Consider the following 26,199-nt stretch of genomic DNA (forward strand, 5'->3'; position numbering starts at 1 on the left):
CCTCTTTTCTTTTTCTACATTGTAACAGTTTTTACCCTTTTCGTCGAGTTGGATGAGAGAAGTTGTTGAAAAAATACATAATTGTACATAAATCAGGACAAAATGATGCTCCTTTTATGAAACATGGTATAATAGGCCTATGTAGCTAAATGGAGTGTACCTATCACTAGGGAATGAGAAAAAGGATAAAACAGTCATGTCAACAGTAAAAAGTGATCTAAATCTTGCGCAAACATATGCGACTCAGCTTAAAAATGCTTGTCAATCGTTAACAGCGATCGCTGCGGCTAGTCAGGATGACTTAACGACTCTTCAAGGGAATAACAAGGCCCATCAATGTCTGAAAAAGGATCAAAATCTAGCTAGTCAGATTTCGGCTGCTGTCACCCTAACTTCCGAACGACTTCACTCTGTAGCGAGTGATTTTGAGGCGCTAGATGTGGCTGCGGCCAATGGTTTTAGGAGTCATACATGAGCAAGTTAGATGAGTTGAAGAAAAGAGAGCGAGAACTCTTGTACCAGCTAGAAGACAATGGAAAAGAGAAATATCGCACCAAAGAACTGATAGAAACCTTTGAAGGATATGATAGAGCTAGCCACCGTTATCAAAGTGATTTGTGGGAGGCAGCCTATCAGAGCCGATATGCAGGACAGTTGGAAGAAACGCTCCTGCAGAGAAATCATCTCAAAAACCAAATCTTTGAGGACCTCACCTACCACATGGATGATTTGAAGAAAGAAAAGTTCCGGTTAGAGGGAGAGTTGGATGCGGTTTACTATGAAAGACGCAAGGAACTAGAAAGAGAGGAGGAGACACGTCATGGGCATTGATATGTACTTGGAACAATCACAACTTCAAAGTTCAAGTGTAGTAACCATGTGCCAATCTCAGGTGGAGGCTTATCAAGACTTGCAATCAGCCATTCAAAAGTTTTCAGAGGACACAGAGAGTCTAAAAGGAGATGCTTATGATTCGGCTAGAAGTTTTTTTGCAAGTGTTCTACTGCCCTTGAGTAAAGGGGGCCAACTCTATGCAGAAACCTTCTCTCAAGCTATCAAGAAATTTCCAGAAGACTACCAAACGATGGTCGACAGCAAGAGTTGGCGTGAGGATGATCTACTTGATAAGATCCGCCAGGAAGACCAAATGATTGCCTATCTAGATGAAGTCAACCAATCCCTTTCTAGCTTGACCATGGATAGTGAAGAAAAGGGGAGATTGAGACGCAGTAATGTGGAACTCATGCGAGGACACCATGCCAATAAACGCGTCTATGAAACGATCTTGAGAGACCTGCGTGCCTATGATAGCTATTCAGGAGGACTTTTCGATGAACTAGACAGTATCGATGTGCAGTTGAGTCGTGGACTAGCTCAGATTGAAACGAGTTGGGATGCAAAGACAGGGGTCTTTAAAGTCCCATCTGATCTGGCTTGGGCCAACTACCTATCTGCCTATTCTGACACAAAGGACATAAAACTTCGTCGTCAAGAGAAGGTCTTTGTCCAAACCATGATGGCAGAATACGGCTTTGACGCAGAGACAGCCCAACAGCTCTTGACCATCAAGCAAGGAATAGACAAGAAGTTCCCAACCTCAAGTCAAGAGTTCCGTGACTATATCTTTTTACGAGTCGTCGGTGCGGCGTCTTACAACGAATCAAAGTGGGATGAAACAGCAGGCTATTTAAAAAATTATTTTTATGATGAGGTTGTTAGCAGTCCATCTACAGTTGAAAAAATGAGAGTAGAAAAACCACTTTTTGAAATTTTTAAAGAACTTGGAATCAAAGAAGAAACAGATGCCAAAAAAATGATTTATAATCTTAGACTGCAGCATGTGTTAGCTAGCGGCGGAAGTAGTGTTAAAAAAATGAAGGAAATTGATAATAAAACAGGAACTACATTTTATAGTGATGCTCGAGATAAGTATGAAAAAGTTTATGGCAAAAATAACAAATTTGACCAATTTTGGGACAGTAAATTAAAGTCATACTCTAATAATGGTGCGGGCCACGCAGACTTTACCCACCAGTCCATCACTATGGCTACTCATCTAAATCCTAGCAGTTTCCAGTTATCCGACGTCTATGGCGGTAGAGAGCATGTCAAGGACCTTTCAGGTTGGGAGGGAGATACAACATTTAACGCTAACGATATGAAGCCAAGCATTGGCGAAGATGACTACAAGGCGGATTTGGACTCGGTCAACCTTATCGGCCGCATGCAAGAGGGGCAATCCTATGACCAAGCTATATCTTCCTACTATGCTGACCTTCAGAAGGATTCGACTCTGAGAGAAAGAGAATTCTTGAAAAATAAAGATTGGAAGAAGGTAAGGGGCACAATCTATTCCAGTCTAGTGCCAGCAGATATTTTGAAAAAGGGTGAGGTATCTATTAAAGAGTACATTGATAAAAACCATTCAGATGTATCAACATTTTTAAATCGCTTAGAAGCTGTGGGAAATTAGGAGGATGATGATGAAAAAAATATTAGGTTTAGTAGCCTTATTCGTGATAATCGTATCATCTTGTTTTTACTTTTTTTTCCATCAACCTAAAAATATTTTTGATGAGATTTATCAGGAGACGGAGAAGACTTATCTTGGGAACAATGTTTTTAACAAGCTGAAAGATGTTGAAGTACATAAGTATGAAATATATGATAAAGATATGCAGGGAACAGGAAAGTATACTCCCAAGGTAATTTACATTGATAATTATCTTCCTGAAAATTATTCCGAGACTGAAATAGAGTTTAATTTCGATAGTATAAACAAAGGAATGTTTATTTGGTTTGAGTGGAAAGTTAATTCAAAGTTTTCTTTGTGGTATTTAAGTTATTACAATATTAAGAGTAAGACTCTAGAGAAAGAACTTGCAATTTTAGAGGAGCCAAGAAAGGCTGGAGAGTACCTCAAAGATGAAGAAAAAATAAGAGAATATTTAAAAAAATATAACATATCCAAAGAAGATTTAGACAAGCATTACGACGAAATCGTCAACCAGAAAGTTTTGAAGGACTGGTGTTCCATTTATGACAGTAAGTATTCACCAAGCAACTATGGCGATGTCAAGGTTGAAACCCAGTGGGAGAATTGGTGACGAGGGTCAGTAGATATTTTGGAAAATATCCTATGAATTGAAGAGGAAATCCCACCTAGAATGAGCTAGGTGGGATTCTTTACCTATAAATTAAAAAATTAGCGAATCTTGATCTATTTTTTAACATGTTCCGATAAAAAGGCGTAGGTCATGGTTCCAAAGATTGCTCCAGTCCCAAGGCCACATACTAGCAAAGGTAGCAATCTTTCAATTTGGAAGAGATTTTCCCAAAAGGTGTCAAGGGGGAGATGTTGAACAAAGAGTTTATGAAAGACTAGTAAGAGGAAGAGACCAAGCTGAATGCTGAGAAATACACCCCAACTACGAACTTTGATTTGACTTTTGCTGTAGCTTTTGTGATGAATCTCGGACTGGTCGTCCTTGTCCAAATGTAAGTCTCGAACTGCTAATCTCGCCCTGGACGAGAGGATGAAGATGAGTCCAAAATAGAGGTAGGGTATAGCATCTCGAACCAACTCTATAAAGCGTCCAAATAGGAGATAGAACAAGAAGAGTAGGAGGGAGGAGTAAACGATTTGGATCAAGGAACGCGCACAAGCTCTGTAGATTATCTCTTGGCGGCATTCATCAAAGGGTCCTTGTATGTGAAAGAATAGTTTGAGTAAGCGAGTGGTGAAATCTTCTTTTTTCATGGGAGTAATCTCCTAAATGAGCGATTTTTGATTGATTTCTTTAAAGAGTTGATAGAGAGTATAGAAGTAAACCAAACTAAAAATGATACAGATTATTAGAAATACCAGGTATCTCCAATCCATAGGATTTGTTAAAAGTTGTGGAAAGGATACGAGGATAAAACAGAGAGATGCGTTTAGAAGACGTATTTTTTTTGATTGGATTTTCTGGAATCTCTGTCCCTTGTTCAATACAGGAAGGAATAAAAGAAAGATAATCAAGAAAGGATGCTCAATATGTCCAGAAAGTAGGAAAAAGGTAACAAAGATACTGATAAAAACATGACTGATCAGTAGTCTAGCTAGTGATTTCATAAGACACCTCCTAGTCGTCTTCTTGGTCCTTCTTGGCCTTTTGAATGCGAAGAGAGACGATAATTTGCATCATCAGTCCAAAAAAGAACGCTCCCAGTATAGTTTTTAAAATATGTTTTGAATTCAGAAGAGAACTGATGAAATTTGTATTTTCACTTGTTAGAGTATCGATGAATGGCATTATAAAAAATATCGCTATGCCATAGATCAGACCGGCTCTTAGACCAGGAAAATGTAGCTGCTTGCTTTCTTTTTGACTCAGCATTTCGGGATCAATGGCTGTGATGCCTGTTTTCTTGGTTTGGGAGACCACATAGAGGGCAGCTACCATCGAAATACCAAACACCACGAGAGGATAGGCGATAGCGACAATTTGCGGGTATTTATAGGCAAGAACGAGCGGGATAAGATTGCCAAATGTCATCAGATAAAAGAGAACGATAAAGACCTGATTCCCGATACGATCGGCCTCGCGCCGTTTGTGTTCGTCAAGGGGACCAGAGATACCGTATATGCGTTTGATGAGTTTTTCAGTGAGAGTTTCTTTTTTCATTTGTTTGCTCCTTTTTTAAAAATCGTCTTCCCAAAAGAGACTATTAAGGTCAGTTTGGAGGCTGCGGGCGAGGTTGAGACAGAGTTCCAGGGTTGGATTGTACTTGTCGTTTTCAATCATGTTGATGGTCTGTCTCGAGACACCGATATCTTTGGCGAGCTCGAGCTGGGAAATGCCCAGTTCCTTGCGGAATTCTTTCACACGATTCATAGGGTCTCCTTTTTGATATGTCGTATATATTTGACTATATTATATTCTTTTGGGGATGAGATGTCAAGTATACATGACATATTTTTGAGAATTTTTTTCGAAGAAACTTAGCCTTGTCTGACAAGTGCAAGCTGGTCAGATTTGTGGTAAAATAGATAAGATATGACAAAAGAATTTCATCATGTAACGGTCTTGCTTCATGAAACGATTGATATGCTTGACGTAAAACCTGACGGTATCTACGTTGATGCGACTTTGGGCGGAGCAGGCCATAGCGAATATTTATTAAGTAAATTGAGCGAAAAAGGGCATCTCTATGCCTTTGACCAGGACCAGAATGCCATTGACAATGCGCAAAAACGGTTGGCACCCTATATCGAAAAGGGGATGGTAACCTTTATCAAGGATAACTTCCGTCATTTGCAGGCACGTTTGCAGGAGGCTGGTGTCCAGGAAATTGATGGAATTTGTTATGACTTGGGAGTGTCCAGTCCTCAGCTGGATCAGCGTGAGCGTGGCTTTTCTTATAAAAAGGATGCGCCACTGGATATGCGGATGAATCAGGAAGCTCGTCTGACGGCCTATGAGGTGGTCAATCATTATGACTATCATGACTTGGTTCGGATCTTTTTCAAGTATGGTGAGGATAAATTCTCTAAACAGATAGCTCGTAAGATTGAGCAAGCGCGTGAGGTGAAACCCATCGAGACAACGACGGAGTTGGCAGAGATTATCAAGTCGGCCAAGCCTGCCAAGGAGCTCAAGAAAAAAGGGCACCCTGCCAAGCAGATTTTCCAGGCTATCCGAATCGAAGTCAATGATGAGCTGGGTGCAGCAGATGAATCCATCCAGCAGGCCATGGACATGCTGGCTTTGGATGGTAGAATCTCGGTCATTACCTTCCATTCTCTGGAAGATCGCTTGACCAAGCAATTATTCAAAGAAGCTTCAACAGTGGAAGTTCCCAAAGGCTTGCCCTTCATTCCAGATGACCTTAAGCCTAAGATGGAATTGGTATCCCGCAAGCCAATCTTGCCAAGTGCCGAAGAGCTAGAAGCCAACAATCGTTCGCATTCAGCCAAGTTGCGCGTGGCTAGAAAAATTCACAAGTAAGAGGAAAAACATGGCAGAAAGAATCGAAAAAACAAGCCAGTTATTGCAAACGAAATTTAAAGGTTTTTCACGTGTGGAAAAGGCCTTCTATGTTTCGATTGCTGCAACAATGATTATCCTGGCAATTAGCGTTGTGTTTATGCAGACCAAGCTACTACAAGTTCAGAATGAATTGACCAAGGTCAATGCTCAAATCGAAGAAAAGAAAACCGAGCTAGACGATGCCAAGCAAGAGGTCAATGAATTGATTCGTTCAGAACGTTTGAAAGAGATTGCAAACTCTAAGGATTTGCAGCTAAATAACGAAAATATCCGAGCAGCGGAGTAAGAAATGAAACAGTGGAAAGAAAAAATCATCCGTTATGCCGTTCGTAACCGTAAATCTCCAGAAGAAAATCGTCGAAGAGTAGGGAAAAGCCTGAGTTTATTGGCTGTCATACTCTTCGCGGTCTTTTTGGTCAACTTTGCGGCCATCATCGTAACGGGTAAAAAATTTGGTAAGGACTTGGTTCAAGAAGCTAACAAGGTTCACCAAACAACCAAGACGATTCCTGCAAAACGAGGGACTATATACGATCGAAATGGGACACCTATTGCAGAGGATGCGACTTCGTATAATATCTATGCCGTTATTGACAAGAACTACAAGTCAGCAACTGGTAAAATCCTCTATGTAGAGGATTCTCAATTTAATAAGGTAGCTGAAATTTTCCATAAGTATCTGGATATGGAGGAGTCTTATGTCAAAGAACAGCTTTCTCAACCAGATCTGAAACAGGTATCTTTTGGAGCCAAGGGAAATGGGATCACCTATGCCAATATGATGGCCATTAAAAATGACCTCAAAACAGCTGGGGTTGAGGGGGTTGACTTTACAACTAGCCCTAACCGCAGTTATCCCAATGGACAGTTTGCTTCTTCCTTTATCGGTTTAGCGCAACTCCATGAAAATGAGGATGGAACCAAACGTTTGATTGGGACATCTGGTTTGGAGAGTTCCTTAAATAGCATTCTGGCGGGTACAGATGGGATTATCACCTATGAGAAGGATCGTCTAGGAAATATTGTTCCGGGTACGGAGCAGGCTTCCCAACACATGGTAGACGGAAAGGATGTTTACACAACCCTTTCTAGTCCTTTGCAATCCTTTATGGAAACCCAGATGGATGCCTTCCAGGAAAAGGTAAAAGGCAAGTATATGACGGCTACCTTGGTCAGCGCTAAAACAGGGGAAATCCTCGCTACGACCCAACGTCCGACCTTCAATGCCGATACCAAGGATGGTATTACGAAAGACTTTGTCTGGCGAGATATTCTTTATCAAAGTAACTACGAACCAGGATCAGCCATGAAGGTCATGACGCTAGCAGCATCTATTGATAATAATACTTTCCCAGGTGGAGAATACTTCAATAGCAGCGAATTAAAAATAGCGGATGCGACGATTCGAGATTGGGATGTTAATGATGGTTTGACTACTGGTGGGATGATGACTTTCTCACAAGGTTTCGCTCACTCCAGTAATGTTGGAATGAGTCTACTTGAACAAAAAATGGGAGATACTACTTGGTTGGATTATCTAAACCGCTTTAAGTTTGGGGTGCCGACGCGTTTTGGTCTGACTGATGAGTATTCAGGTCAATTGCCTGCAGATAATATTGTTAATATTGCCATGAGTGCATTTGGTCAGGGGATTTCTGTAACGCAGACCCAGATGCTACGTGCTTTTACAGCTATTGCCAATGATGGGGTTATGTTGGAGCCGAAATTTATCAGTGCCCTCTATGATCCAAATGACCAGTCTGTCCGTAAGTCCCAAAAGGAAATCGTCGGAAATCCTGTGTCAAAAGCAGCAGCGTCCTCTACTCGGGAGCACATGGTCATGGTCGGAACAGATCCTGTCTACGGTACCATGTACAACCACAGTACAGGAAAACCAAATGTCAATGTTCCAGGTCAGAATGTCGCCCTGAAATCAGGGACTGCTCAGATTGCCGATGAGAAGAATGGGGGTTATCTTACAGGTGAAACCAACTATATCTTCTCTGTTGTGTCGATGCATCCTGCGGAGAATCCTGACTTTATCCTCTATGTGACGGTGCAACAGCCAGTGCATTATTCGGGTGTTCAGCTGGGAGAGTTTGCCAACCCAATCCTTGAGCGAGCTTCTGCCACGAAAGAATCCCTCAATCTTCAGTCAACTGCCAAGAGCTTGGATCAGGTCAGCAAGACGACAAGTTATGTCATGCCAGCTACCAAGGACTTTACCCCAGGTGACCTCGCAGAGGAATTGCGTCGTAACCTTGTCCAACCAATCGTTATCGGAACAGGAACCAAGATCAAGGAACTCTCGGTTTCTGAAGGAGATAATTTGGAAGCCAATCAGCAAATCTTGATCCTGTCAGATAAGGTCGAAGAAATGCCTGATATGTATGGCTGGACAGATGAAAATGTGCAAACATTTGCCAAATGGCTGAATATAGAAGTCGAGTGGGAAGGTAGTGGCAAAACGGTCAAGAAACAAAGTGTCCGTGCCAATACTGCCCTCAAAGACATTAAAAAAATGAAAATAACTTTAGGAGATTAAGATGATTAGTTCCATTAGTGCTGGAGTTCTAGCCTTTCTATTGACCTTGATAGGTATTCCAGCCTTTATCCGATTTTATCGAAAAGCACAGATTACAGGTCAGCAGATGCACGAGGATGTCAAGCAACACCAAGCTAAAGCTGGAACTCCAACCATGGGAGGTCTTGTCTTCCTGATCGTTGCAGTTGTTGTGAGCTTCCTTGTCGCTCTCTTTACCCAACAATTGACCAACAATGTAGGCATGATTTTGTTTATCTTGGTTTTGTATGGTTTGGTAGGTTTTTTGGATGATTTCCTCAAGGTCTTTCGTAAAATCAACGAAGGATTGAATCCTAAACAAAAGCTTGCTCTCCAGTTGCTTGGAGGAGTGATTTTCTACCTCTTTTATGAGCGTGGTGGCGATATGCTTTCAGTCTTTGGATACCAAGTTCATCTGGGAATTTTCTATATTTTCTTTGCCCTTTTCTGGCTAGTTGGTTTTTCAAATGCGGTGAATCTGACTGACGGGATCGACGGCTTAGCAAGTATTTCAGTGGTGATTAGCTTATCGGCCTATGGTGTGATTGCTTATATGCAAAATCAACTGGATATCCTTCTTGTGATTCTCGCCATGATTGGTGGTTTGCTAGGCTTCTTCGTCTTTAACCACAAACCTGCCAAGGTCTTTATGGGAGATGTGGGAAGTTTGGCTCTTGGTGGAATGCTGGCAGCAATCTCTATGGCCCTCCACCAAGAATGGACCCTTTTGTTGATTGGGATTATCTATGTCTTTGAGACAAGCTCTGTTATGATGCAGGTTACCTACTTCAAACTTAGTGGTGGGAAGCGTATTTTCCGTATGACACCTGTCCACCACCATTTTGAGCTTGGAGGATTCTCAGGCAAGGGCAATCCTTGGAGTGAGTGGAAGGTTGACTTCTTCTTTTGGGGAGTTGGGCTTCTAGCAAGTCTCTTGACCTTAGTAGTTTTATACCTGCTGTAATAATAACCTTTGATTCAAAAATAAAACAGGATGAAGTTGTTCTTCATCCTGTTTTTGTGTGCTTAAAGGTTAGTTGGAGTCATCCTTTCTCCCTTTTAACATAAAAGTGGCTGTTAGGGCTAGGCTAAGGCCTGCTAAGAAGAGGAGTGGGTTAGATGCTTCTCCTGTTGCTGGAAGTTGTTCTTTAGGAGAATGATTTCCAGCTTTAGCAAGACTCGGACTAGCTGAAAGTTGTTCAGTCTCGTGTGCCAAGGTTTCTGCATCTGAAGCACTTGGCTTTTCATCTGTACTAAGGGTTGTTCCAGCAGCTTGATAGACGACAGCATAGGTACTGAAATGACTAGTGATGAATTCTGCCTTTCCTTCTCGAACATCGAAATCAAGGGCTTGCAACTCCTTGGTCGGAGTAATATAATAGACCTTTTCTACACTAGCTGAAATAGGCAAGCGAACCAAGACAGAGCCTTTTGGCTGCAAACTATGATCGGTTGGATTTTTCAGTTTTAGGTCGTAAGCATCATAGATCTTGCCAAAGAGTTCCTGAGCTAGGACACGTCGGCTAGAGATATGAGAAATTCCTTCTAAGTCAGTGACTCCACCAATAATTTCCACTCCAGTTTCCTTATCTTTTAAGACTCGAACTGGATAATCAGGAAGGGTAAGGGTTGGAGCAGCATGATCCCCACTAGTTCCGATAGGCTCGGTGTACTCAGGTTTTTCAACAGTAGGAGCTTCCTCTTGACCTGCTGTTCCGATAGGTTCGGTGTATTCAGGTTTTTCTACAGTAGGAGACTCTTCTTGCCCCGCAGTCCCGATAGGCTCGGTGTATTCAGGCTTTTCTAAAGTGGGTGGCACTTCTTGCCCTGCAGTCCCGATAGGCCCAGTGTACTCAGGTTTTTCAACAGTAGGAGCTGGTTCCTCTCCCTTGCTTGTAGTTGGCTGACTCTCGTCAACCTTTTTCTCTTCCTTTTTAGTAAAGACGGCTACGACAGGACTGCTAGTGGTAGTTCCTTGAATAGCATATGCTTCAATCGCTTTTCCAGCTTTGCGATCGGTTTCTTCAGGGATTGGGATTTGAACTTGATTGTCTTGGACTGATAGGATAGTCTGATCTCCACTTGTAAACAGATGTGTATCATCCACCTTGCGCAAGACTAGAGGATCTTTGACACCTGGGAAGGTCACTGCGATGGCTTCCCAATCTCCAGCTGGTAGGCTTAAGGAAATGGTTTTGTCATTTTCCTTAAGGGGCGCGATACTTGGGCTATCTAAACCAACAGCTGGAGCTTTGATGATATCAAAGGAGTCTAGAGAGATTTTCTTGCGACCTTCTGGCGAATCTGGGTCAACTTGTAACGTCAGGGTGTGCGGACCGTCAGTAAGATTTGTAAATTCGCCAATAAAAGCTCTCTTTTCAGTTGCACCTGAAGTGTAGAAGTCTAGACTTGGCATTTCTTTGCCATCTAGTGTCACACGCGCTCGTCCAAGCGCAAGGCTCTTCAAACCATAGATACGAATGCCCGTTCCTGTAAAGGAAATGGTTGCCTGAGCTTCTGAAGCAGTACTTGGGTCGCTGTTGTTAATATCAGCGTATTTTTCCGTACCTCCGTAGAGTTCAGGGTCAGACCAGTCCTTAAACTGGGAACCATACTGGATACGCGAATCACGATCATCCATTTTTTCAATCGTGTTGCCTGTTCCTGATAGGATCTTGAAGTAGTCTAATGAAATTTTCGAGCGCTCACTACCACGTCCTTTGTGCTCACGTTTAACACGAAGAGTCAATGTGTGAGGTCCGTCAGATAATCCTGCGAAGCGACCAATGAGACTACCTTTTTCAGTTGCCCCAGCAGTATGGAAGTCAAGTTCGCCGACCTCTTTGCCATCAATTTTAGCAGTGGCAAGACCTAGTTCAGACGATTTCAGTCCATAGATTTCAATACCAACGCCAGTGAAAGGAATGGTGGCAGTGAGGTCTTCGTCTGTGTAGTCTCCTTTTGAAAGGTCAGCAAATTTCTCTGTTCCTCCAAATAATTCTGAGTCTGCCCAGTTTCCAAAGGCAGCTCCGTACTGGATACGACTATCTCGGTCGTCCATCAACTCGCTATAGGTTTCGACAGTGGCCTGTTCAGAAACTTGTGTGGCAAGCTCGCCCAGCATAGCCTTGACCGTATAGGTATAGGCATGTTGAGGATTGAGTGATCGGTCAATAAAGTGGGTTTGATTGGTTACAAATTCTCTGGTCGCAGAAGTTTGGCCAGATGCGTCTTTCACTTGTCTTTGGATGACATAGTGGGTAGCGCCTTCTACTTGGTTAAAGGTGAGTTCGGCAGTGACTCCATTTTGTCGAACTGCTGTTAGACTGGTTACACGACCAGGGAAGTGTTCAAAAGTAATGACGTCACCTTTTTGTGTTGCAAGCTGGATGCGATTATCTTTAAGGATCGTTGCCTTGACTGGTTTGCCATTGACCTTGATTTGGCTGGCTTCGATATTTGGATAATCTACAACCAGGTCTCCACCGACATTTGAAAGGAAGGACAAGCTTTGCAAGTTCTTATCTTTCCACTTCATGCTGACTTCAAAGTTTCCACGGGCAACCAAGCCAGAAACCTGACCGTCCTTCCAGGCATCTGGAAGAGCTGGTAATGGTGCAATATAGCCTGTATGAGATTGGAGGAGCATTTCTGCCATCCCACTAGTTGCTCCGAAGTTGCCATCGATTTGGAAAGGCGCGTGCGTATCCCAAAGGTTTTCTAGAGTTGAGTACTTGAGCTGTTCAGCGAGTAAGCGATGGGCACGGTTACCGTCCAGCAGACGAGCCCAGAGGTTGATTTTATTGGCTTTAGACCAACCAGTCCCACCATCTCCACGGTGATTGAGGGTTGCACGCGCAGCTTCTAGGTATTCAGCCTGATCCTTGCTAAAGAGCGTACCTGGGAAGAGACCAACTAGATGGGAAACGTGACGGTGGTGATTTTCAATCCCTTCATTTGTGAATTGCGGACTGTCCTCCTCGTACCATTCCTTAATGCGTCTCTCTTTGTTGATGTGAAGTGGTTTCAGTTTGTCAAATTTAGCCTTGACCTCTGTGACTAAGTCTTTGTCGACATTCAGATGGTTGGCGACTTCCATGTAGTCGTGGAATAGCTGCCAGACTAGCGATTGGTCAAAGGTATTTCCGATGGTGATGGTCCCGTGTTCTGGTGAGTAGGATGGAGAAGATACCCAACGGTCACTGGCCTTGTCATAGTGCAAGAAGGAGTTCCAGAACTTAGCGGTTTCCTTGAGCATTGGGTAAATCTTTTCTTTGAGATAGGTTTCATCCTTGGTGAATTTATAATAGTCATAGACGTTCTGCATCATCCAAGCATTAGCAGCTGGAGACCAACCCCAATAGTAATTCCAGCCTGGAGTAGTCCAGCCAAATGGTGTCGCCTGGGTGTGGACCAGCCAACCATTTTCTTGGCCGTCTTTGGATTCGATACCTGCGTATTCCTTGGCAGCGATACGGCCATAATAGCGCATGTCGTCAATGTAATTAATCATTGGCTTGGCTGTTTCAGCTAGATTGCTCATATAGGCAGGCCAGTAGTTCATTTGCAAATTGACATTGAGGTGGTAGTCAGCATTCCAAGGTGGATTGTCTACAGCATTCCAGACTCCTTGTAGGTTGGCAGGAAGAGCATCTGTCCGATCACGAGACGAACTGATGAGTAAATAACGTCCGTATTGGAAGAAGAGTTCTTCCAATTTTTGCCCTTTTTCTGGGTTATAGCCTTGAAGGGCCTCTTTCGTCGTTTGAGCAGTCTTGTTTCCGCCTAGGTTTATTTTAACGCGGTTAAAGAGACTTTGATAGTCCTTGATATGGGCCTTTTTAAGTGTCTCGTAGTCTTTGGCCTTAGCAGCTTCTACAATCCCTTTAACTGTTTTTTCGAGGTCAATGTCTTTTCGATAGTTGGCTTTTGGATTCTGAGCAAAGTTGGTCTTGGCACTGAGATAGAGGGTCGCATAACTTGCGCCTGTAACGGTTAGTGTCTCATCCTGAACAGTCACCTTTCCGTCCGTTTTAATTCCTAGATAGGATACAAACTTGAGGCCGTTATCTTTGACAGTTCCTTTTAGAAGGATTCCGTTTGCATCTGTAGTGACATGACCATTCTTATAGTTGGAATATTCCCAAGAGTAGTTGCCATTAGCAAGCAAGTCTTCTGTCAAGCTGTTCCAAAGGGTAAAGTCAAGGGTCTTGTTTCCTTTTTTGGTCAAGTGGGTCACAGTGACATCATCAGGATAGCTGGAGAAGGTTTCGCGTTTGAAGGTGGTCCCATCTTGGGTGTAAGAAGTGGTCGTAGTGGCTTCAGTGATATCCAAACCGCGATGATAATCAGTTACAGTATCTAGTCCTTTCTTCTGGTTATTAAAGACCATAAAGATATCTCCAAAGGCTAGGTAACGTCCATACTGGGCGTTGTTTGGTCCAACTAGATTTTGTTCAGCGAGCTGTTTTGCTTTTTGGCGGTCGCCAGCTTCGAGGGCTTTACGTATCTCTGCTAAGACCTTGTAGCGATCCTTGTAGTTTCCTCCGTTATAGTCGGTGCTATCGGGTTGTGGTCCTCCTGACCAGAGGGTCTTTTCGTTGTACTGGATTCTCTCTTCCCCAATGAGTCCGAAAACCTTGGCTCCCATCTCTCCATTTCCGACAGGGAGGGCTTGCTTTTCCCATCCGTCATAGGAGGGAGCTGTTGGCTGATTGTAGTTGAGTTGATAGTTTTCTTGTTTTGTCACAGGCTGGTCTGCTTTTTCAGGTTCCTTATTTTCTTTAGCTTCTACAATGGCTTCTTCACTAGCTTGACTATTTGTCTTCTGATTCTCCTCAGCTGGCTTGCTTTCGGAAACTACTGGACTCTCGGCTAGAGACGGTTTTGTAGTTTCAGTCGCTTCAGCTGCTTTGGGTTCACTATCAGGCTTAGTGATAGCTTCGACAGAGGTTGGTTCAGTTTGCTTGACCTCAACACTGTCTGCAGCTACAGTATGGTTGACTAGAAAAACAGCCCCTAGTAAAACAGAAGCAGTCCCAACCGTCAGCTTGCGGATGCTATAGCGACAGGATTTCTCCCAAAAGTGTTTTTTCATAAAACCCTCCTTCGTTTATCCGAAATCGCTTACATTTTATGAAGCAGTTTCGTTTATTTTGTTTCTATTTATCTCCTCACCTCCCATTCTAATGGTCGCTTAGCATTTGTCAAGAGGTTTTTAGCAAGAGACATATTTGTTGTTGTTTTTTCTTAAAATAGTAGAATAAGTAGCAAGCAGTTTCTCTTTTCCAACTCTCAATTAGATCATTTACTACTAAAAAACAGTTGAGAGTATTCCCAACTGTAAGTGTTTATTTCGGATGTCTTTTAGCAAAGTCAACAAAGTGAAATTTTTCTAATTTATGGCGACTTTCGGTGAACTGAAATTGGCGCCCGTCTTGGAGATAGACTTTTGACTTGATTGAAACGACATAAGGGTCTTTGCCAATGTCCATGAGAATCTTGTCTCGGTCACCCGTGTGGTCAATGGTAATTTCTTTCTGAGCATAATCAATATGGAGTTTGAGGTCGTCCTCTATATACGAGTAGATAGACTGCTCAGCGATTTGGCGAGTGAGATTTGGGATCAGTCCCATATCCAGATAGTCCGTATCCAGAACCGATACTAGGTCATCCACTACACGCTGGCGGACCACCTTCCACACCATCCGAAACTCTGGAAAGCCGGTTATCAGTGAGGATTTTTTATCGATAATGATTTTATCCAGACTGACCACATTGGTCTTAGAGCGCAGTCCAAGTTCCTGAACCAGTTCTTGGTAGCTGGTTAGGTTGGAGACAGGGAAATTGACGGTTTCTTCTTTGACGACTTGAGAACCTTGCCCCCTTATCTTTTTGATTAATCCCTCCTCTTGGAGGAGGGACAGAGCTTTTCGAACAGTGTCACGGCTCACCTGATACTGATTCATGAGTTCGTGCTCACTGGGGAGGAAATCCCCGACAGCGTATGTCTCGTTTTGAATGTTTTCTTGGATTTGCTTAAATAATTGTTGGTATTTCTTCATTTTGCTTCCTTAAATAGGTTTTGAGTCTTATTTCATACATACTTGTATCTATTTTACCATACAAGTGCTAGAAAAATCACAAAAATATCCTCTTTTTTCAACAAACAAGTTGCCTACAAGTTTGGTATCGTTTACAATAGAACTATCAAGTCAAGCTTGCTTTGACAAGTATAAGGAGAATCAAATGGGAAAATTTGAACAAGAAGCCAAAGATCTGCTTCAGGCGATCGGAGGTAAGGAGAATGTCACTGCTGTCACCCACTGTGCGACGCGGATGCGCTTTGTTCTCGGTGACGAAAAGAAGGCCAATGTTAAGGCTATCGAGTCAATTCCAGCCGTCAAAGGGACCTTTACCAATGCCGGTCAATTTCAGGTGATTATCGGGAATGACGTGCCAATCTTTTATAATGACTTTACTGCCGTTTCAGGTATTGAGGGTGTTTCCAAAGAAGCAGCCAAGTCCGCAGCCAAGAGTAATCAAAATGTACTTCAACGTGTCATGACCACTCTTGCAGAAATCTTTACACCGATTATTCCAGCCCTGATTGTTGGTGGATTGATCCTCGGTTTCCGTAATGTCTTGGAAGGTGTGCATTGGTCGATGTTGGATGACAAGACCATCACAGAATCCTCTCAGTTTTGGGCAGGGGTCAATCACTTTCTCTGGTTGCCTGGTGAAGCGATCTTCCAGTTCTTGCCAGTAGGGATTACTTGGTCTGTCTCTCGTAAGATGGGAACCAGCCAAATCTTGGGAATTGTGCTCGGGATCTGTTTGGTTTCACCTCAGTTGCTCAATGCCTATCTAGTAGCTTCTACTTCAACCGAAGAAATCGCAGCCAACTGGGTTTGGAATTTTGGTTACTTTACTGTTAATCGTATTGGTTATCAGGCTCAAGTTATCCCAGCCTTGCTTGCAGGTTTGAGTCTGTCTTATCTTGAAATTTTCTGGCGCAAGCATATCCCAGAAGTCATTTCCATGATTTTTGTGCCTTTCTTGTCTTTGATTCCAGCTTTGATTTTGGCTCACACTGTTTTGGGACCAATCGGTTGGACAATTGGGCAAGGACTTTCAGCAGTTGTCTTGGCAGGTTTGACGGGTCCTGTTAAATGGCTCTTCGGTGCGATTTTTGGTGCCCTCTACGCTCCATTTGTCATCACAGGTCTGCACCATATGACCAATGCCATTGACACACAATTGATTGCGGATGCTGGCGGAACTGCCCTCTGGCCAATGATTGCACTTTCTAATATTGCTCAAGGTTCTGCTGTATTTGCCTATTATTTCATGCACCGTCATGATGAGCGTGAGGCTCAGATTTCACTTCCTGCAACCATTTCAGCCTATCTCGGTGTTACAGAACCAGCCCTCTTTGGGGTCAATGTCAAATACATCTATCCATTTGTAGCTGGGATGATTGGTTCAGCCCTTGCCGGCATGTTGTCCGTTACTTTCAATGTAACTGCGGCCTCTATTGGTATCGGTGGTTTGCCAGGTATCCTCTCTATTCAACCTCAATACATGCTACCATTTGCAGGAACCATGCTAGTTGCTATTGTTGTACCAATGCTCTTGACTTTCTTCTTCCGCAAGGTCGGTCTCTTTACAAAGACAGAGGATGATGCAACCTTACAGGCAGAATTCGTTGCCCAAGAAGAGGCAGAATTTGTCAGTCATGAACCAGTAACCCTTGCTCCAGTAGAAATTGTCAGCCCGCTTGCTGGTCAAGTAAAAGAATTGAGTCAAGCAACAGATCCTGTTTTTGCATCAGGTGTCATGGGACAAGGTCTAGTCATTGAACCAAGCCAAGGTGAGTTGACTTCTCCAGTCAATGGGACAGTGACGGTTCTTTTCCCTACCAAGCATGCCATTGGTATTGTCTCTGATGAGGGGGTAGAATTGCTCATCCACATCGGTATGGATACAGTAGGACTTGATGGCAAAGGGTTTGAAAGTCTTGTAGCCCAAGGAGACCACGTCACAGTTGGTCAAAAATTGATTCGTTTTGATATGGATGTCATTAAGGCTGCAGGTCTCGTAACAGAAACTCCAGTTATCATCACTAACCAAGATGCTTATACAGCGACTATCACTGGAACTTATCCAACAACTATCCAAGCTGGGGAGTCTCTCATGGTCGCTACACGAATCTAATTGAAATAACACAAACAGGGACGGAACACAGGTTCCTCCCTTTTATCAGAAAAGGAGAAATAGATGACACTTGATAAAGGAAAAGTAGTCTATCAAATCTATCCAAAATCATACAAAGACACCACTGGAAACGGTATTGGGGATTTCCGTGGAATTATCGAAAAAATCCCCTATCTAGCCAAACTGGGCGTGGATATGGTCTGGCTCAATCCGTTCTATCCAAGTCCCCAACGGGATAATGGCTACGATATTTCAGATTATATGGCAGTGGATCCTCTTTTTGGTGATATGGCCGATTTTGAAGAAATGGTGCGTATCGGTAAGGAGCATAAGATTGATTTTATGCTGGATATGGTGCTTAATCATTGCTCGACAGAGCATGAATGGTTTCAGAAGGCCCTAGCTGGCGACCAGTACTACCAAGACTTTTTCTTCATCCAAGACCAACCAACAGACTGGCAGTCTAAGTTTGGTGGTTCTGCTTGGGCGCCTTTCGGGGATACGGGGAAATACTATCTCCACCTCTTTGATGAGACTCAGGCTGACCTTAACTGGCGCAATCCTAATGTCCGTAAGGAACTTTTCAAGGTTGTTAATTTTTGGCGTGATAAGGGAGTTAAAGGTTTCCGATTTGATGTGATCAATTTGATCGGCAAGGATGAGGTCTTAGTGGATTGTCCTGAAAATGAAGGAAAGCCAGCTTACACAGACAAGCCCATCGTCCATGACTATTTGCGCATGATGAACCAAGCCACTTTTGGATCAGACGATAGCTTTATGACAGTTGGGGAAATGTCCTCAACCACCATGGAAAACTGTGTTCTTTATTCTTCGCCTGACCGTCAGGAATTATCCATGACCTTTAATTTCCATCATCTCAAGGTGGACTACAAGGATGGGCAGAAGTGGACTTTAGCTCCCTTTGATTTCGAAGAATTGAAAAGTCTTTATCATAGCTGGGGCAAGGAAATGAGTGACAAAAACGGCTGGAGCGCCCTCTTTTGGAACAATCACGACCAACCACGTGCCTTGAATCGTTTTGTCGATATTCAACATTTCCGCAATGAAGGTGCGACTATGCTGGCAGCCAGCATTCACCTGTCACGTGGGACACCTTATATCTACATGGGTGAGGAAATAGGAATGGTTGACCCAGACTATGATTCCATGGCTGACTATGTGGATGTCGAGTCCATCAATGCCTATCAGATGCTCTTAAAAGAAGGGAAAAGTGAGCAAGAAGCCTTCCAGATTATTCAGGCTAAGTCCCGAGATAATTCACGTATTCCTATGCAGTGGGATGCTTCAGAAAATGCTGGTTTCACAAAAGGGACTCCTTGGCTGAAGGCAGGGAAATCCTACCCTCACATCAACGTAGAAAATGAAATCAAAGGCCCAATTTTCGCCTTCTACCAAAACTTGATTCGACTTCGTAAGGAAATGCCGATCATTTCAGAAGGAAGCTACAAACCAGCTTTTGAAGACAGTAAGCAAGTCTATGCCTTTGAACGTCAGTATGAGGATGAAAAGTTACTGGTCCTCAATAACTTTTATGCCACAGAAGTGGAAATCGACTTACCAATCGACTACCAAAATGGACAGATTCTGATTTTAAACTATGAAGATGTAGAAGTATCAGAAAAAATTCTTCTGAAACCGTATCAAACGCTGGCTATTTATGTAAAATAAATACAGCAAGGAGCTCTCTTTCATTGAAATCCAGGGCTCCTTTTTTCTGTCAATCCCCCCTCTTGAAAGCGTAAAACAAACTAGTCAGGAAAGTCACTTTGTGGTATAATATAGAAGACTCAAAAAGAAACAGGAGAAAAAGAATGGATTTACTTTTAGCAATTATCTTGATTGTGTTAGCTTTTCTAGGAGGAGCTCTTGGAGGGATGTACTTGGTTCGTAAGCAAATCGAAAAAGAATTTGCGGACAACCCACGTTTGAATGCTGAGGCAGTTCGTGCTCTCTTGAGTGCAAATGGTCAAAAACCAAGCGAAGCCAAGGTACAACAAGTTTACCACCAAATCATCCGCCAACAAAAAGCAGCTCTTGCTAACAATAAAAAGAAATAAATAGGAAAAGTCTGGGATGAAAGTTCCAGACTTCTCACTATGTTCAATAGTTCTCAAGGATAAGACTTTTTCCTTGCATTCTATTGATATTTGATTATGATTAAGAGAGAGGCAGTTGACATTTTATCAAGCTGTCTATCCGTTCATTTAGGACGAGTAATCATGATGAACTATCAATCAGAAAAGAAGACTAGAAAGAAGACTGTATGGATAATCGACCAATTGGTTTTTTGGATTCGGGTGTCGGGGGCTTGACCGTTGTTCGTGAGCTCATGCGCCAGCTTCCCCATGAAGAAATCGTCTATATTGGAGATTCGGCACGGGCGCCCTATGGTCCCCGTCCTGCTGAGCAAATTCGTGAATATACTTGGCAGTTGGTCAACTTTCTCTTGACCAAGGATGTCAAGATGATTGTCATTGCTTGTAATACAGCAACGGCAGTCGTCTGGGAAGAGATTAAAGCCCAGTTAGATATTCCTGTTCTTGGAGTGATTTTACCCGGTGCGTCAGCGGCTATCAAATCCAGTCAAGGTGGGAAAATCGGAGTAATTGGAACCCCCATGACGGTCCAATCAGATATCTACCGTCAGAAAATCCATGATCTGGATCCGGACTTACAGGTGGAGAGTTTGGCCTGTCCCAAGTTTGCCCCCTTGGTGGAGTCTGGTGCCCTGTCAACCAGTGTAACAAAGAAAGTGGTCTATGAAACCCTGCGTCCCTTGGTTGGAAAGGTGGATAGCCTGATTTTGGGTTGTACCCATTACCCACTCCTTCGCCCTATCATCCAAAATGTCATGGGACCAAAGGTTCAGCTCATCGATAGTGGGGCAGAGTGTGTACGGGATATCTCGGTTTTGCTGAACTATTTTGAAATCAATCGTAGCCGAGATGCGGGACCTCTTCAACATCGTTTTTACACAACAGCCAATAGCCAAAGTTTTGCTCAGATTGGAGCAGAATGGCTGGAAAAAGAGATTCATGTGGAGCATGTAACTTTATGACAAACAAAATTTATGAATACAAGGATGACCAGGACTGGTATGTCGGTGTCTGGGATGTCTATGGAGGTATCTACAGCCTCATCAAAGATCCTCTCGAGCTTGATTTTATGGATTTAGCGCGGATTTTTCGTGACGAGAAAAACGGCTTTCCGATTACGATAACGGTGATGCGCTGGTCTTCTAACTTCCGTCTGCTCTCCTTTATCGTTGAGATTTTAAATGCTGAAGTAGGTCGCAATCTGGAAGTCATCCAACGTCAGGGAGCCCTGCTCTTGGTTGAAAATGGACAGCTTTTGCATGTCGAATTGCCTAAAGAAGGAGTCGATGTAGAAGCCTTCTTTGAAACTAGCAAGGTTAGAGAAACCTTATTGATTGCAACTCGCAACGAAGGCAAGACCAAGGAATTCCGAGCTATCTTTGACAAGTTAGGCTACGACGTGGAAAATCTCAATGACTATCCAGATCTACCTGAAGTAGCAGAAACAGGCATGACCTTTGAAGAAAATGCCCGCCTTAAGGCAGAAACCATTTCCCAATTAACAGGCAAGATGGTGCTAGCAGATGACTCTGGTCTCAAAGTCGATGTCCTCGGTGGTTTGCCAGGAGTCTGGTCAGCCCGTTTTGCAGGAGTGGGAGCGACTGATCGTGAAAACAATGCCAAGCTCTTGCACGAATTGGCCATGGTCTTTGAACTCAAGGACCGCTCGGCTCAATTCCACACAACCCTAGTTGTAGCCAGTCCAAATAAGGAAAGCTTGGTTGTTGAAGCTGACTGGCCAGGTTATATCAACTTTGAGCCCAAGGGCGAAAATGGCTTTGGTTATGATCCGCTCTTCCTTGTGGGAGAGACAGGCAAGTCCTCAGCTGAATTAACCCTTGAAGAAAAAAATAGCCAATCCCACCGTGCCTTAGCCGTTAAGAAACTTTTGGAGGTATTTCCATCATGGCAAAGCAAACCATCATTGTAATGAGTGACTCCCATGGCGATAGCTTGATTGTCGAAGAAATCCGTGACCGCTATCTGGGGAAAGTTGATGCCATTTTTCACGATGGTGACTCTGAACTCCGTCCAGACTCTCCGATCTGGGAAGGCATCCATGTCGTCAAAGGAAATATGGACTTTTATGCTGGCTACCCAGAACGTTTGGTAACTCAACTTGGTCCAACGAAGATTATCCAGACGCATGGACACTTGTTTGACATCAATTTCAACTTTCAAAAGTTGGACTACTGGGCTCAGGAAGAAGATGCCGATATCTGTCTCTATGGTCACTTGCATGTGCCAAATGCTTGGATGGAAGGAAAGACTCTTTTTCTAAATCCAGGCTCCATCAGCCAACCACGAGGTACTATTAGAGAATGTCTCTATGCCCGTGTGGAGATTGATGACAGCTATTTCAAAGTAGACTTTTTGACACGTGATCATGAGATTTATCCGGGCTTGTCCAAGGAGTTTGCTCGATGATTGCCAAGGAATTTGAAGCATTTTTATTGGAGCAGGAAGAGACTTTTCTTACCCCTGCTGAGAATCTAGCAGCCTTGATTGATACCCATAACGCTGATCATGCGATTTTGGTGTTGAGCCAAATCACCTACACGCGTATCCCTGTTGTGACCTTTGACAAACGCTTTGTCGGAACCATTGGACTGAGAGACATTTTGGCTTATCAAATGGAGCAAGGTTTGACGGATGAGCAGATGGCAACGACAGATATCGTCAATATGACCAAGACAGATGTGGCAGTTGTCGCTCCAGACTATAACATCACAGAGGTCCTCCATAAACTGGTGGATGAACCTTTCTTGCCAGTGGTAGATGATGAAGGAATTTTCCAAGGAATCATCACGCGCAAGTCTATCCTCAAGGCCGTTAATGCCCTCTTGCATGACTTTAGTAAGGAATATGAGATTCGATGCAAATGAGAGATAGGATTTTAGTCTTTTTAGAGGAAAAACAGGACTTGTCTGCCAATTCCAAGCAGTCCTATAAGTATGATCTGGAGCAATTTTTAGACATTGTGGGTGAGCGGATTTCTGAGACCAGTCTTAAGATTTACCAAGCCCAGCTAGCCAATCTAAAAATCAGCGCCCAGAAGCGAAAACTTTCGGCCTGTAACCAATTTCTCTACTTTCTCTATCGAAAAGGAGAAGTGGACAGTTTTTACCGTCTGGAATTAGCCAAACAAGCTGAAAAGAAGACTGAAAAGCCAGAGATTTTAGACCTAGACTCTTTTTGGCAGGAAAGTAATTATCCAGAAGGACGCTTGCTGGCACTCCTGATTTTAGAAATCGGGCTCTTGCCGAGTGAGATTTTAGCCCTTAAGGTTGCAGATATCAATCTGGATTTTCAAGTGTTGAGAATTAACAAGGCTTCCCAACAGAGGATTGTCACTATACCCTCGACCTTGATTCCAGAGCTAGAACCCTTGATGGGGCAGACCTATCTCTTTGAAAGGGGAGGGAAAGCCTATTCTCGTCAGTGGGCCTTTCGTCAGCTGGAGTCCTTTGTCAAGGAGAAAGGTTTCCCAACCTTATCCGCTCAAGCCTTGCGGGAACAGTTCATTCTAAGACAGATAGAAATGAAGGTCGATTTGTACGAAATTGCAAAAAAATTAGGATTAAAAACAGTCCTGACCTTAGAAAAATATAGATAATGGATATTAAATTAAAAGATTTTGAAGGGCCCCTGGATCTTCTTTTGCACCTGGTTTCTAAGTACCAGATGGATATTTACGATGTGCCCATTACAGAAGTTATCGAACAGTACCTAGCCTATGTCTCAACTCTGCAGGCCATGCGTCTGGAAGTGACGGGCGAGTATATGGTCATGGCTAGTCAGCTCATGCTGATCAAGAGTCGCAAGCTCTTGCCAAAGGTAGCAGAAGTGACAGACTTGGAGGATGATCTGGAGCAGGATCTTCTCTCCCAAATCGAAGAATACCGCAAGTTCAAACTCCTGGGTGAGCACTTGGAGGCTAAGCACCAAGATCGGGCCCAGTACTATTCCAAAGCGCCAACAGAGTTGATTTACGAGGATGCGGAGCTTGTGCATGACAAGACGACCATTGACCTCTTTTTGGCTTTTTCAAATATCCTAGCCAAGAAAAAAGAGGAGTTCTCACAGAATCACACGACCATCTTGCGGGATGAGTATAAGATTGAGGACATGATGGTCATCGTAAAAGAGTCCTTGACTGGACGAGACCAGTTGCGCTTGCAGGATTTGTTCAAGGAAGCCCAGAATGTCCAAGAGGTCATTACCCTCTTTTTGGCGACCTTAGAGTTAATCAAAACCCAGGAACTGATCCTCGTTCAAGAGGAGAGTTTCGGAGATATCTATCTCATGGAAAAGAAGGAAGAAAGTCAAGAGGCACAAAGCTAGACTTGATAGAGAGGAAAGATGAGTACTTTAGCAGAAATAGAAGCGCTCTTGTTTGTAGCAGGTGAAGATGGGATTCGGGTCCGTCAGTTGGCTGAACTCCTCTCTCTGCCACCGACAGGCATCCAACAGAGTTTAGAAAAATTAGCCCAAAAGTATGAGAAAGACCAGGATTCGAGCTTGTCCCTGATCGAGACAGGTGGTGCTTACAGATTGGTCACCAAGCCTCAATTTGCAGAGATTTTGAAGGAATACTCCAAGGCGCCCATCAACCAAAGTTTGTCTCGGGCTGCCCTTGAGACCTTGTCCATCATTGCCTACAAGCAACCTATCACGCGGATAGAAATTGATGCTATTCGTGGGGTCAACTCGAGTGGAGCCTTGGCAAAGTTGCAGGCTTTTGAATTGATAAGAGAAGATGGGAAAAAAGAAGTGTTGGGCCGCCCCAACCTCTATGTGACTACGGATTATTTCCTAGATTACATGGGAATTAATCATTTGGAAGAACTGCCAGTGATTGATGAGCTTGAGATTCAAGCCCAAGAAAGCCAATTATTTGGTGAAAGGATAGAAGAAGATGAGAATCAATAAATATATTGCCCACGCAGGTGTGGCCAGTAGGAGAAAAGCAGAAGAGCTGATCAAGCAAGGCTTGGTTACGGTCAACGGACAAGTGGTGCGTGAACTCGCAACGACTATTAAGACTGGAGATAAGGTCGAAGTTGAGGGTCAGCCCATCTACAACGAAGAAAAAGTCTACTATCTGCTTAACAAACCACGCGGTGTGATTTCCAGTGTGACAGATGACAAGGGTCGCAAGACTGTTGTCGACCTCTTACCCAATGTCAAAGAGCGCATCTACCCAGTAGGTCGTTTGGACTGGGATACGTCAGGGGTTTTGATTTTGACCAATGATGGTGACTTTACGGATGAGATGATTCACCCCCGCAATGAGATTGACAAAGTCTATGTCGCGCGTGTTAAAGGTGTAGCCAATAAGGAGAATCTCCGCCCCTTAACTCGTGGTCTTGAGATTGATGGCAAGAAAACCAAGCCTGCTGTCTATGAGATTCTCAAAGTAGATCCTGTTAAAAACCGTTCAGTGGTTCAGCTGACCATCCATGAAGGACGCAACCACCAGGTTAAAAAGATGTTTGAAGCCGTAGGTCTTCAAGTAGATAAACTGTCTCGGACACGTTTCGGTCACCTAGACTTGACGGGGCTTCGTCCAGGTGAAGCTCGTCGCCTCAATAAAAAAGAAATCAGCCAACTACACACCATGGCTGTAACCAAGAAATAATGAAACGAATCTTAATAGCGCCAGTACGCTTTTACCAACGCTTTATCTCACCAGCCTTTCCACCCTCTTGTCGCTTTGAGCCTACTTGTTCCAACTACATGATTCAGGCTATTGAAAAACATGGCTTTAAGGGTGTTTTGATGGGCTTGGCTCGGATTTTACGTTGCCATCCCTGGTCGAAAACAGGCAAGGACCCCGTCCCAGACTACTTTTCCCTCAAACGCAATCAAAAAGGAAAATGAGGCTGGACAAACAGATTGCAAAATGATAAAAACGCATCCTATCAGGTTTTAGAAAGCTTGATAGGATGCGTTTTAGAATGTCAAAATTTTACTTGAATTGAGTTTAAATCAGCTTATACTCAATTGTTTCCAAAAAGCAACTTTGTCCATTGTCTGCTGACAGTGGACTTTAAAACGCCTTTTTCTAGTCCTTGAATAACTTCTTGAAGCTTATCAATGACGGCTTCTAATGTTTGGAAAGCCTTCTTTTTAAAACCTCGTTTTCGAATTTCTTTCCAGACTTGTTCAATAGGGTTCATTTCTGGTGTATAAGGTGGGATAAAAGCCAACTCAATATTACTTGGCTTGATTTATACCATATAGCATTATCCATTACAAGTAAAATATA

26 protein-coding genes and 1 pseudogene are annotated in these 26,199 nt (G+C 43.3%); 20 read left to right on the plus strand and 7 right to left on the minus strand.

The genetic code is table 11. The features are described from left to right. Positions 1 to 196: 196 nt before the first annotated feature. The 4 genes from NML69_RS05000 to NML69_RS05015 are packed head-to-tail and all read left to right on the plus strand — an operon-like array spanning position 197 to position 3,107. Positions 197 to 475, plus strand: coding sequence for a TIGR04197 family type VII secretion effector (locus tag NML69_RS05000; RefSeq protein ID WP_254725505.1), 279 nt, complete (start codon positions 197 to 199; stop codon positions 473 to 475). Continuing rightward, entirely contained in the window at positions 472 to 831 is a 360-nt protein-coding gene (locus NML69_RS05005) for a hypothetical protein (protein WP_254725506.1), read from the plus strand. Before NML69_RS05000 ends, NML69_RS05005 begins: the two co-directional genes overlap by 4 nt. After that, positions 821 to 2,473 (plus strand): T7SS effector LXG polymorphic toxin, encoded by a 1,653-nt coding sequence (locus NML69_RS05010; RefSeq protein ID WP_254725507.1) that lies wholly within the window; start codon positions 821 to 823, stop codon positions 2,471 to 2,473. The genes NML69_RS05005 and NML69_RS05010 overlap by 11 nt, the downstream gene beginning before the upstream one ends. A gap of 10 nt (positions 2,474 to 2,483) precedes the next feature. After that, complete coding sequence (locus NML69_RS05015; protein ID WP_254725508.1) at positions 2,484 to 3,107, plus strand: TipC family immunity protein; 624 nt, start codon at positions 2,484 to 2,486, stop codon at positions 3,105 to 3,107. Between the two features lie 113 nt (positions 3,108 to 3,220). On the opposite strand, the gene NML69_RS05020 is transcribed toward NML69_RS05015, so the two are convergent. The 4 genes from NML69_RS05020 to NML69_RS05035 are packed head-to-tail and all read right to left on the minus strand — an operon-like array spanning position 3,221 to position 4,877. Next, positions 3,221 to 3,760, minus strand: coding sequence for a DUF3278 domain-containing protein (locus NML69_RS05020; protein WP_254725509.1), 540 nt, complete (start codon positions 3,758 to 3,760; stop codon positions 3,221 to 3,223). A 12-nt stretch (positions 3,761 to 3,772) separates the two neighbouring features. Then, complete coding sequence (locus tag NML69_RS05025) at positions 3,773 to 4,114, minus strand: hypothetical protein (RefSeq protein ID WP_000838130.1); 342 nt, start codon at positions 4,112 to 4,114, stop codon at positions 3,773 to 3,775. Positions 4,115 to 4,124: 10 nt separating this feature from the next. Continuing rightward, positions 4,125 to 4,667 (minus strand): DUF3278 domain-containing protein, encoded by a 543-nt coding sequence (locus tag NML69_RS05030; protein ID WP_254725510.1) that lies wholly within the window; start codon positions 4,665 to 4,667, stop codon positions 4,125 to 4,127. Between the two features lie 15 nt (positions 4,668 to 4,682). Next, on the minus strand, positions 4,683 to 4,877 hold the full coding sequence (locus NML69_RS05035) for a helix-turn-helix transcriptional regulator (RefSeq protein ID WP_001082470.1): 195 nt from the start codon (positions 4,875 to 4,877) through the stop codon (positions 4,683 to 4,685). A gap of 162 nt (positions 4,878 to 5,039) precedes the next feature. On the opposite strand from NML69_RS05035, the gene rsmH reads away from it, so the two are divergent. Genes rsmH through mraY form a run of 4 tightly spaced genes read left to right on the plus strand, consistent with a single transcriptional unit; the run spans position 5,040 to position 9,559 of the window. After that, positions 5,040 to 5,990: a 16S rRNA (cytosine(1402)-N(4))-methyltransferase RsmH gene (rsmH, locus tag NML69_RS05040; RefSeq protein ID WP_000159386.1), complete on the plus strand. Its 951-nt coding sequence runs from the start codon at positions 5,040 to 5,042 to the stop codon at positions 5,988 to 5,990. A 10-nt stretch (positions 5,991 to 6,000) separates the two neighbouring features. Beyond that, a complete protein-coding gene (ftsL, locus tag NML69_RS05045; protein ID WP_000840795.1) occupies positions 6,001 to 6,318 on the plus strand; it encodes a cell division protein FtsL in 318 nt (105 codons plus the stop codon). A 3-nt stretch (positions 6,319 to 6,321) separates the two neighbouring features. Then, positions 6,322 to 8,577, plus strand: a complete 2,256-nt coding sequence (gene pbp2X, locus NML69_RS05050; RefSeq protein ID WP_254725511.1) for a penicillin-binding protein PBP2X — start codon at positions 6,322 to 6,324, stop codon at positions 8,575 to 8,577. Position 8,578: 1 nt separating this feature from the next. Beyond that, positions 8,579 to 9,559: a phospho-N-acetylmuramoyl-pentapeptide-transferase gene (gene mraY / locus NML69_RS05055; protein ID WP_254725512.1), complete on the plus strand. Its 981-nt coding sequence runs from the start codon at positions 8,579 to 8,581 to the stop codon at positions 9,557 to 9,559. A gap of 69 nt (positions 9,560 to 9,628) precedes the next feature. Here the strand turns inward: mraY and NML69_RS05060 are convergent, their stop codons facing one another. Further along, the gene (locus NML69_RS05060) at positions 9,629 to 14,692 is read right to left on the minus strand and encodes an SIALI-17 repeat-containing surface protein (RefSeq protein ID WP_254725513.1); all 5,064 of its coding nucleotides are present in this window, start codon (positions 14,690 to 14,692) and stop codon (positions 9,629 to 9,631) included. Between the two features lie 253 nt (positions 14,693 to 14,945). Further along, the gene (treR, locus tag NML69_RS05065) at positions 14,946 to 15,659 is read right to left on the minus strand and encodes a trehalose operon repressor (RefSeq protein ID WP_254725514.1); all 714 of its coding nucleotides are present in this window, start codon (positions 15,657 to 15,659) and stop codon (positions 14,946 to 14,948) included. Positions 15,660 to 15,843: 184 nt separating this feature from the next. Between treR and treP the strand changes: the two genes are divergently transcribed. The 12 genes from treP (at position 15,844) to yidD (ending at position 25,811) form a co-directional block, all read left to right on the plus strand. After that, a complete protein-coding gene (gene treP, locus NML69_RS05070) occupies positions 15,844 to 17,811 on the plus strand; it encodes a PTS system trehalose-specific EIIBC component (protein WP_254725515.1) in 1,968 nt (655 codons plus the stop codon). 63 nt (positions 17,812 to 17,874) lie between these two features. Next, a complete protein-coding gene (gene treC / locus NML69_RS05075) occupies positions 17,875 to 19,500 on the plus strand; it encodes an alpha,alpha-phosphotrehalase (RefSeq protein WP_254725516.1) in 1,626 nt (541 codons plus the stop codon). 143 nt (positions 19,501 to 19,643) lie between these two features. Continuing rightward, positions 19,644 to 19,889 (plus strand): YneF family protein, encoded by a 246-nt coding sequence (locus tag NML69_RS05080; RefSeq protein ID WP_000364980.1) that lies wholly within the window; start codon positions 19,644 to 19,646, stop codon positions 19,887 to 19,889. A 206-nt stretch (positions 19,890 to 20,095) separates the two neighbouring features. Beyond that, complete coding sequence (gene racE, locus NML69_RS05085) at positions 20,096 to 20,890, plus strand: glutamate racemase (RefSeq protein ID WP_000370379.1); 795 nt, start codon at positions 20,096 to 20,098, stop codon at positions 20,888 to 20,890. After that, positions 20,887 to 21,858: a nucleoside-triphosphate diphosphatase gene (locus tag NML69_RS05090; protein WP_125422795.1), complete on the plus strand. Its 972-nt coding sequence runs from the start codon at positions 20,887 to 20,889 to the stop codon at positions 21,856 to 21,858. Before racE ends, NML69_RS05090 begins: the two co-directional genes overlap by 4 nt. Then, positions 21,834 to 22,355 (plus strand): metallophosphoesterase, encoded by a 522-nt coding sequence (locus tag NML69_RS05095; RefSeq protein WP_254725517.1) that lies wholly within the window; start codon positions 21,834 to 21,836, stop codon positions 22,353 to 22,355. Before NML69_RS05090 ends, NML69_RS05095 begins: the two co-directional genes overlap by 25 nt. Further along, positions 22,352 to 22,813 (plus strand): cyclic-di-AMP-binding protein CbpB, encoded by a 462-nt coding sequence (cbpB, locus tag NML69_RS05100; RefSeq protein WP_000560696.1) that lies wholly within the window; start codon positions 22,352 to 22,354, stop codon positions 22,811 to 22,813. Before NML69_RS05095 ends, cbpB begins: the two co-directional genes overlap by 4 nt. Further along, the gene (gene xerD, locus NML69_RS05105; protein WP_302851702.1) at positions 22,810 to 23,544 is read left to right on the plus strand and encodes a site-specific tyrosine recombinase XerD; all 735 of its coding nucleotides are present in this window, start codon (positions 22,810 to 22,812) and stop codon (positions 23,542 to 23,544) included. The genes cbpB and xerD overlap by 4 nt, the downstream gene beginning before the upstream one ends. Continuing rightward, complete coding sequence (locus tag NML69_RS05110; protein WP_042768023.1) at positions 23,544 to 24,272, plus strand: segregation/condensation protein A; 729 nt, start codon at positions 23,544 to 23,546, stop codon at positions 24,270 to 24,272. Before xerD ends, NML69_RS05110 begins: the two co-directional genes overlap by 1 nt. Positions 24,273 to 24,290: 18 nt before the next feature. Continuing rightward, a complete protein-coding gene (scpB, locus tag NML69_RS05115; protein ID WP_198459223.1) occupies positions 24,291 to 24,860 on the plus strand; it encodes an SMC-Scp complex subunit ScpB in 570 nt (189 codons plus the stop codon). After that, positions 24,847 to 25,569: a pseudouridine synthase gene (locus NML69_RS05120; RefSeq protein ID WP_254725519.1), complete on the plus strand. Its 723-nt coding sequence runs from the start codon at positions 24,847 to 24,849 to the stop codon at positions 25,567 to 25,569. The genes scpB and NML69_RS05120 overlap by 14 nt, the downstream gene beginning before the upstream one ends. Then, on the plus strand, positions 25,569 to 25,811 hold the full coding sequence (yidD, locus tag NML69_RS05125; protein WP_254725520.1) for a membrane protein insertion efficiency factor YidD: 243 nt from the start codon (positions 25,569 to 25,571) through the stop codon (positions 25,809 to 25,811). The genes NML69_RS05120 and yidD overlap by 1 nt, the downstream gene beginning before the upstream one ends. A gap of 119 nt (positions 25,812 to 25,930) precedes the next feature. On the opposite strand, the pseudogene NML69_RS05130 reads toward yidD, so the two are convergent. Further along, positions 25,931 to 26,199: pseudogene (locus NML69_RS05130) on the minus strand (transposase); the annotation flags it as partial.

The organism is Streptococcus sp. CF8-6 (assembly GCF_024295845.1).
GTDB lineage: Bacteria > Bacillota > Bacilli > Lactobacillales > Streptococcaceae > Streptococcus > Streptococcus oralis_BO.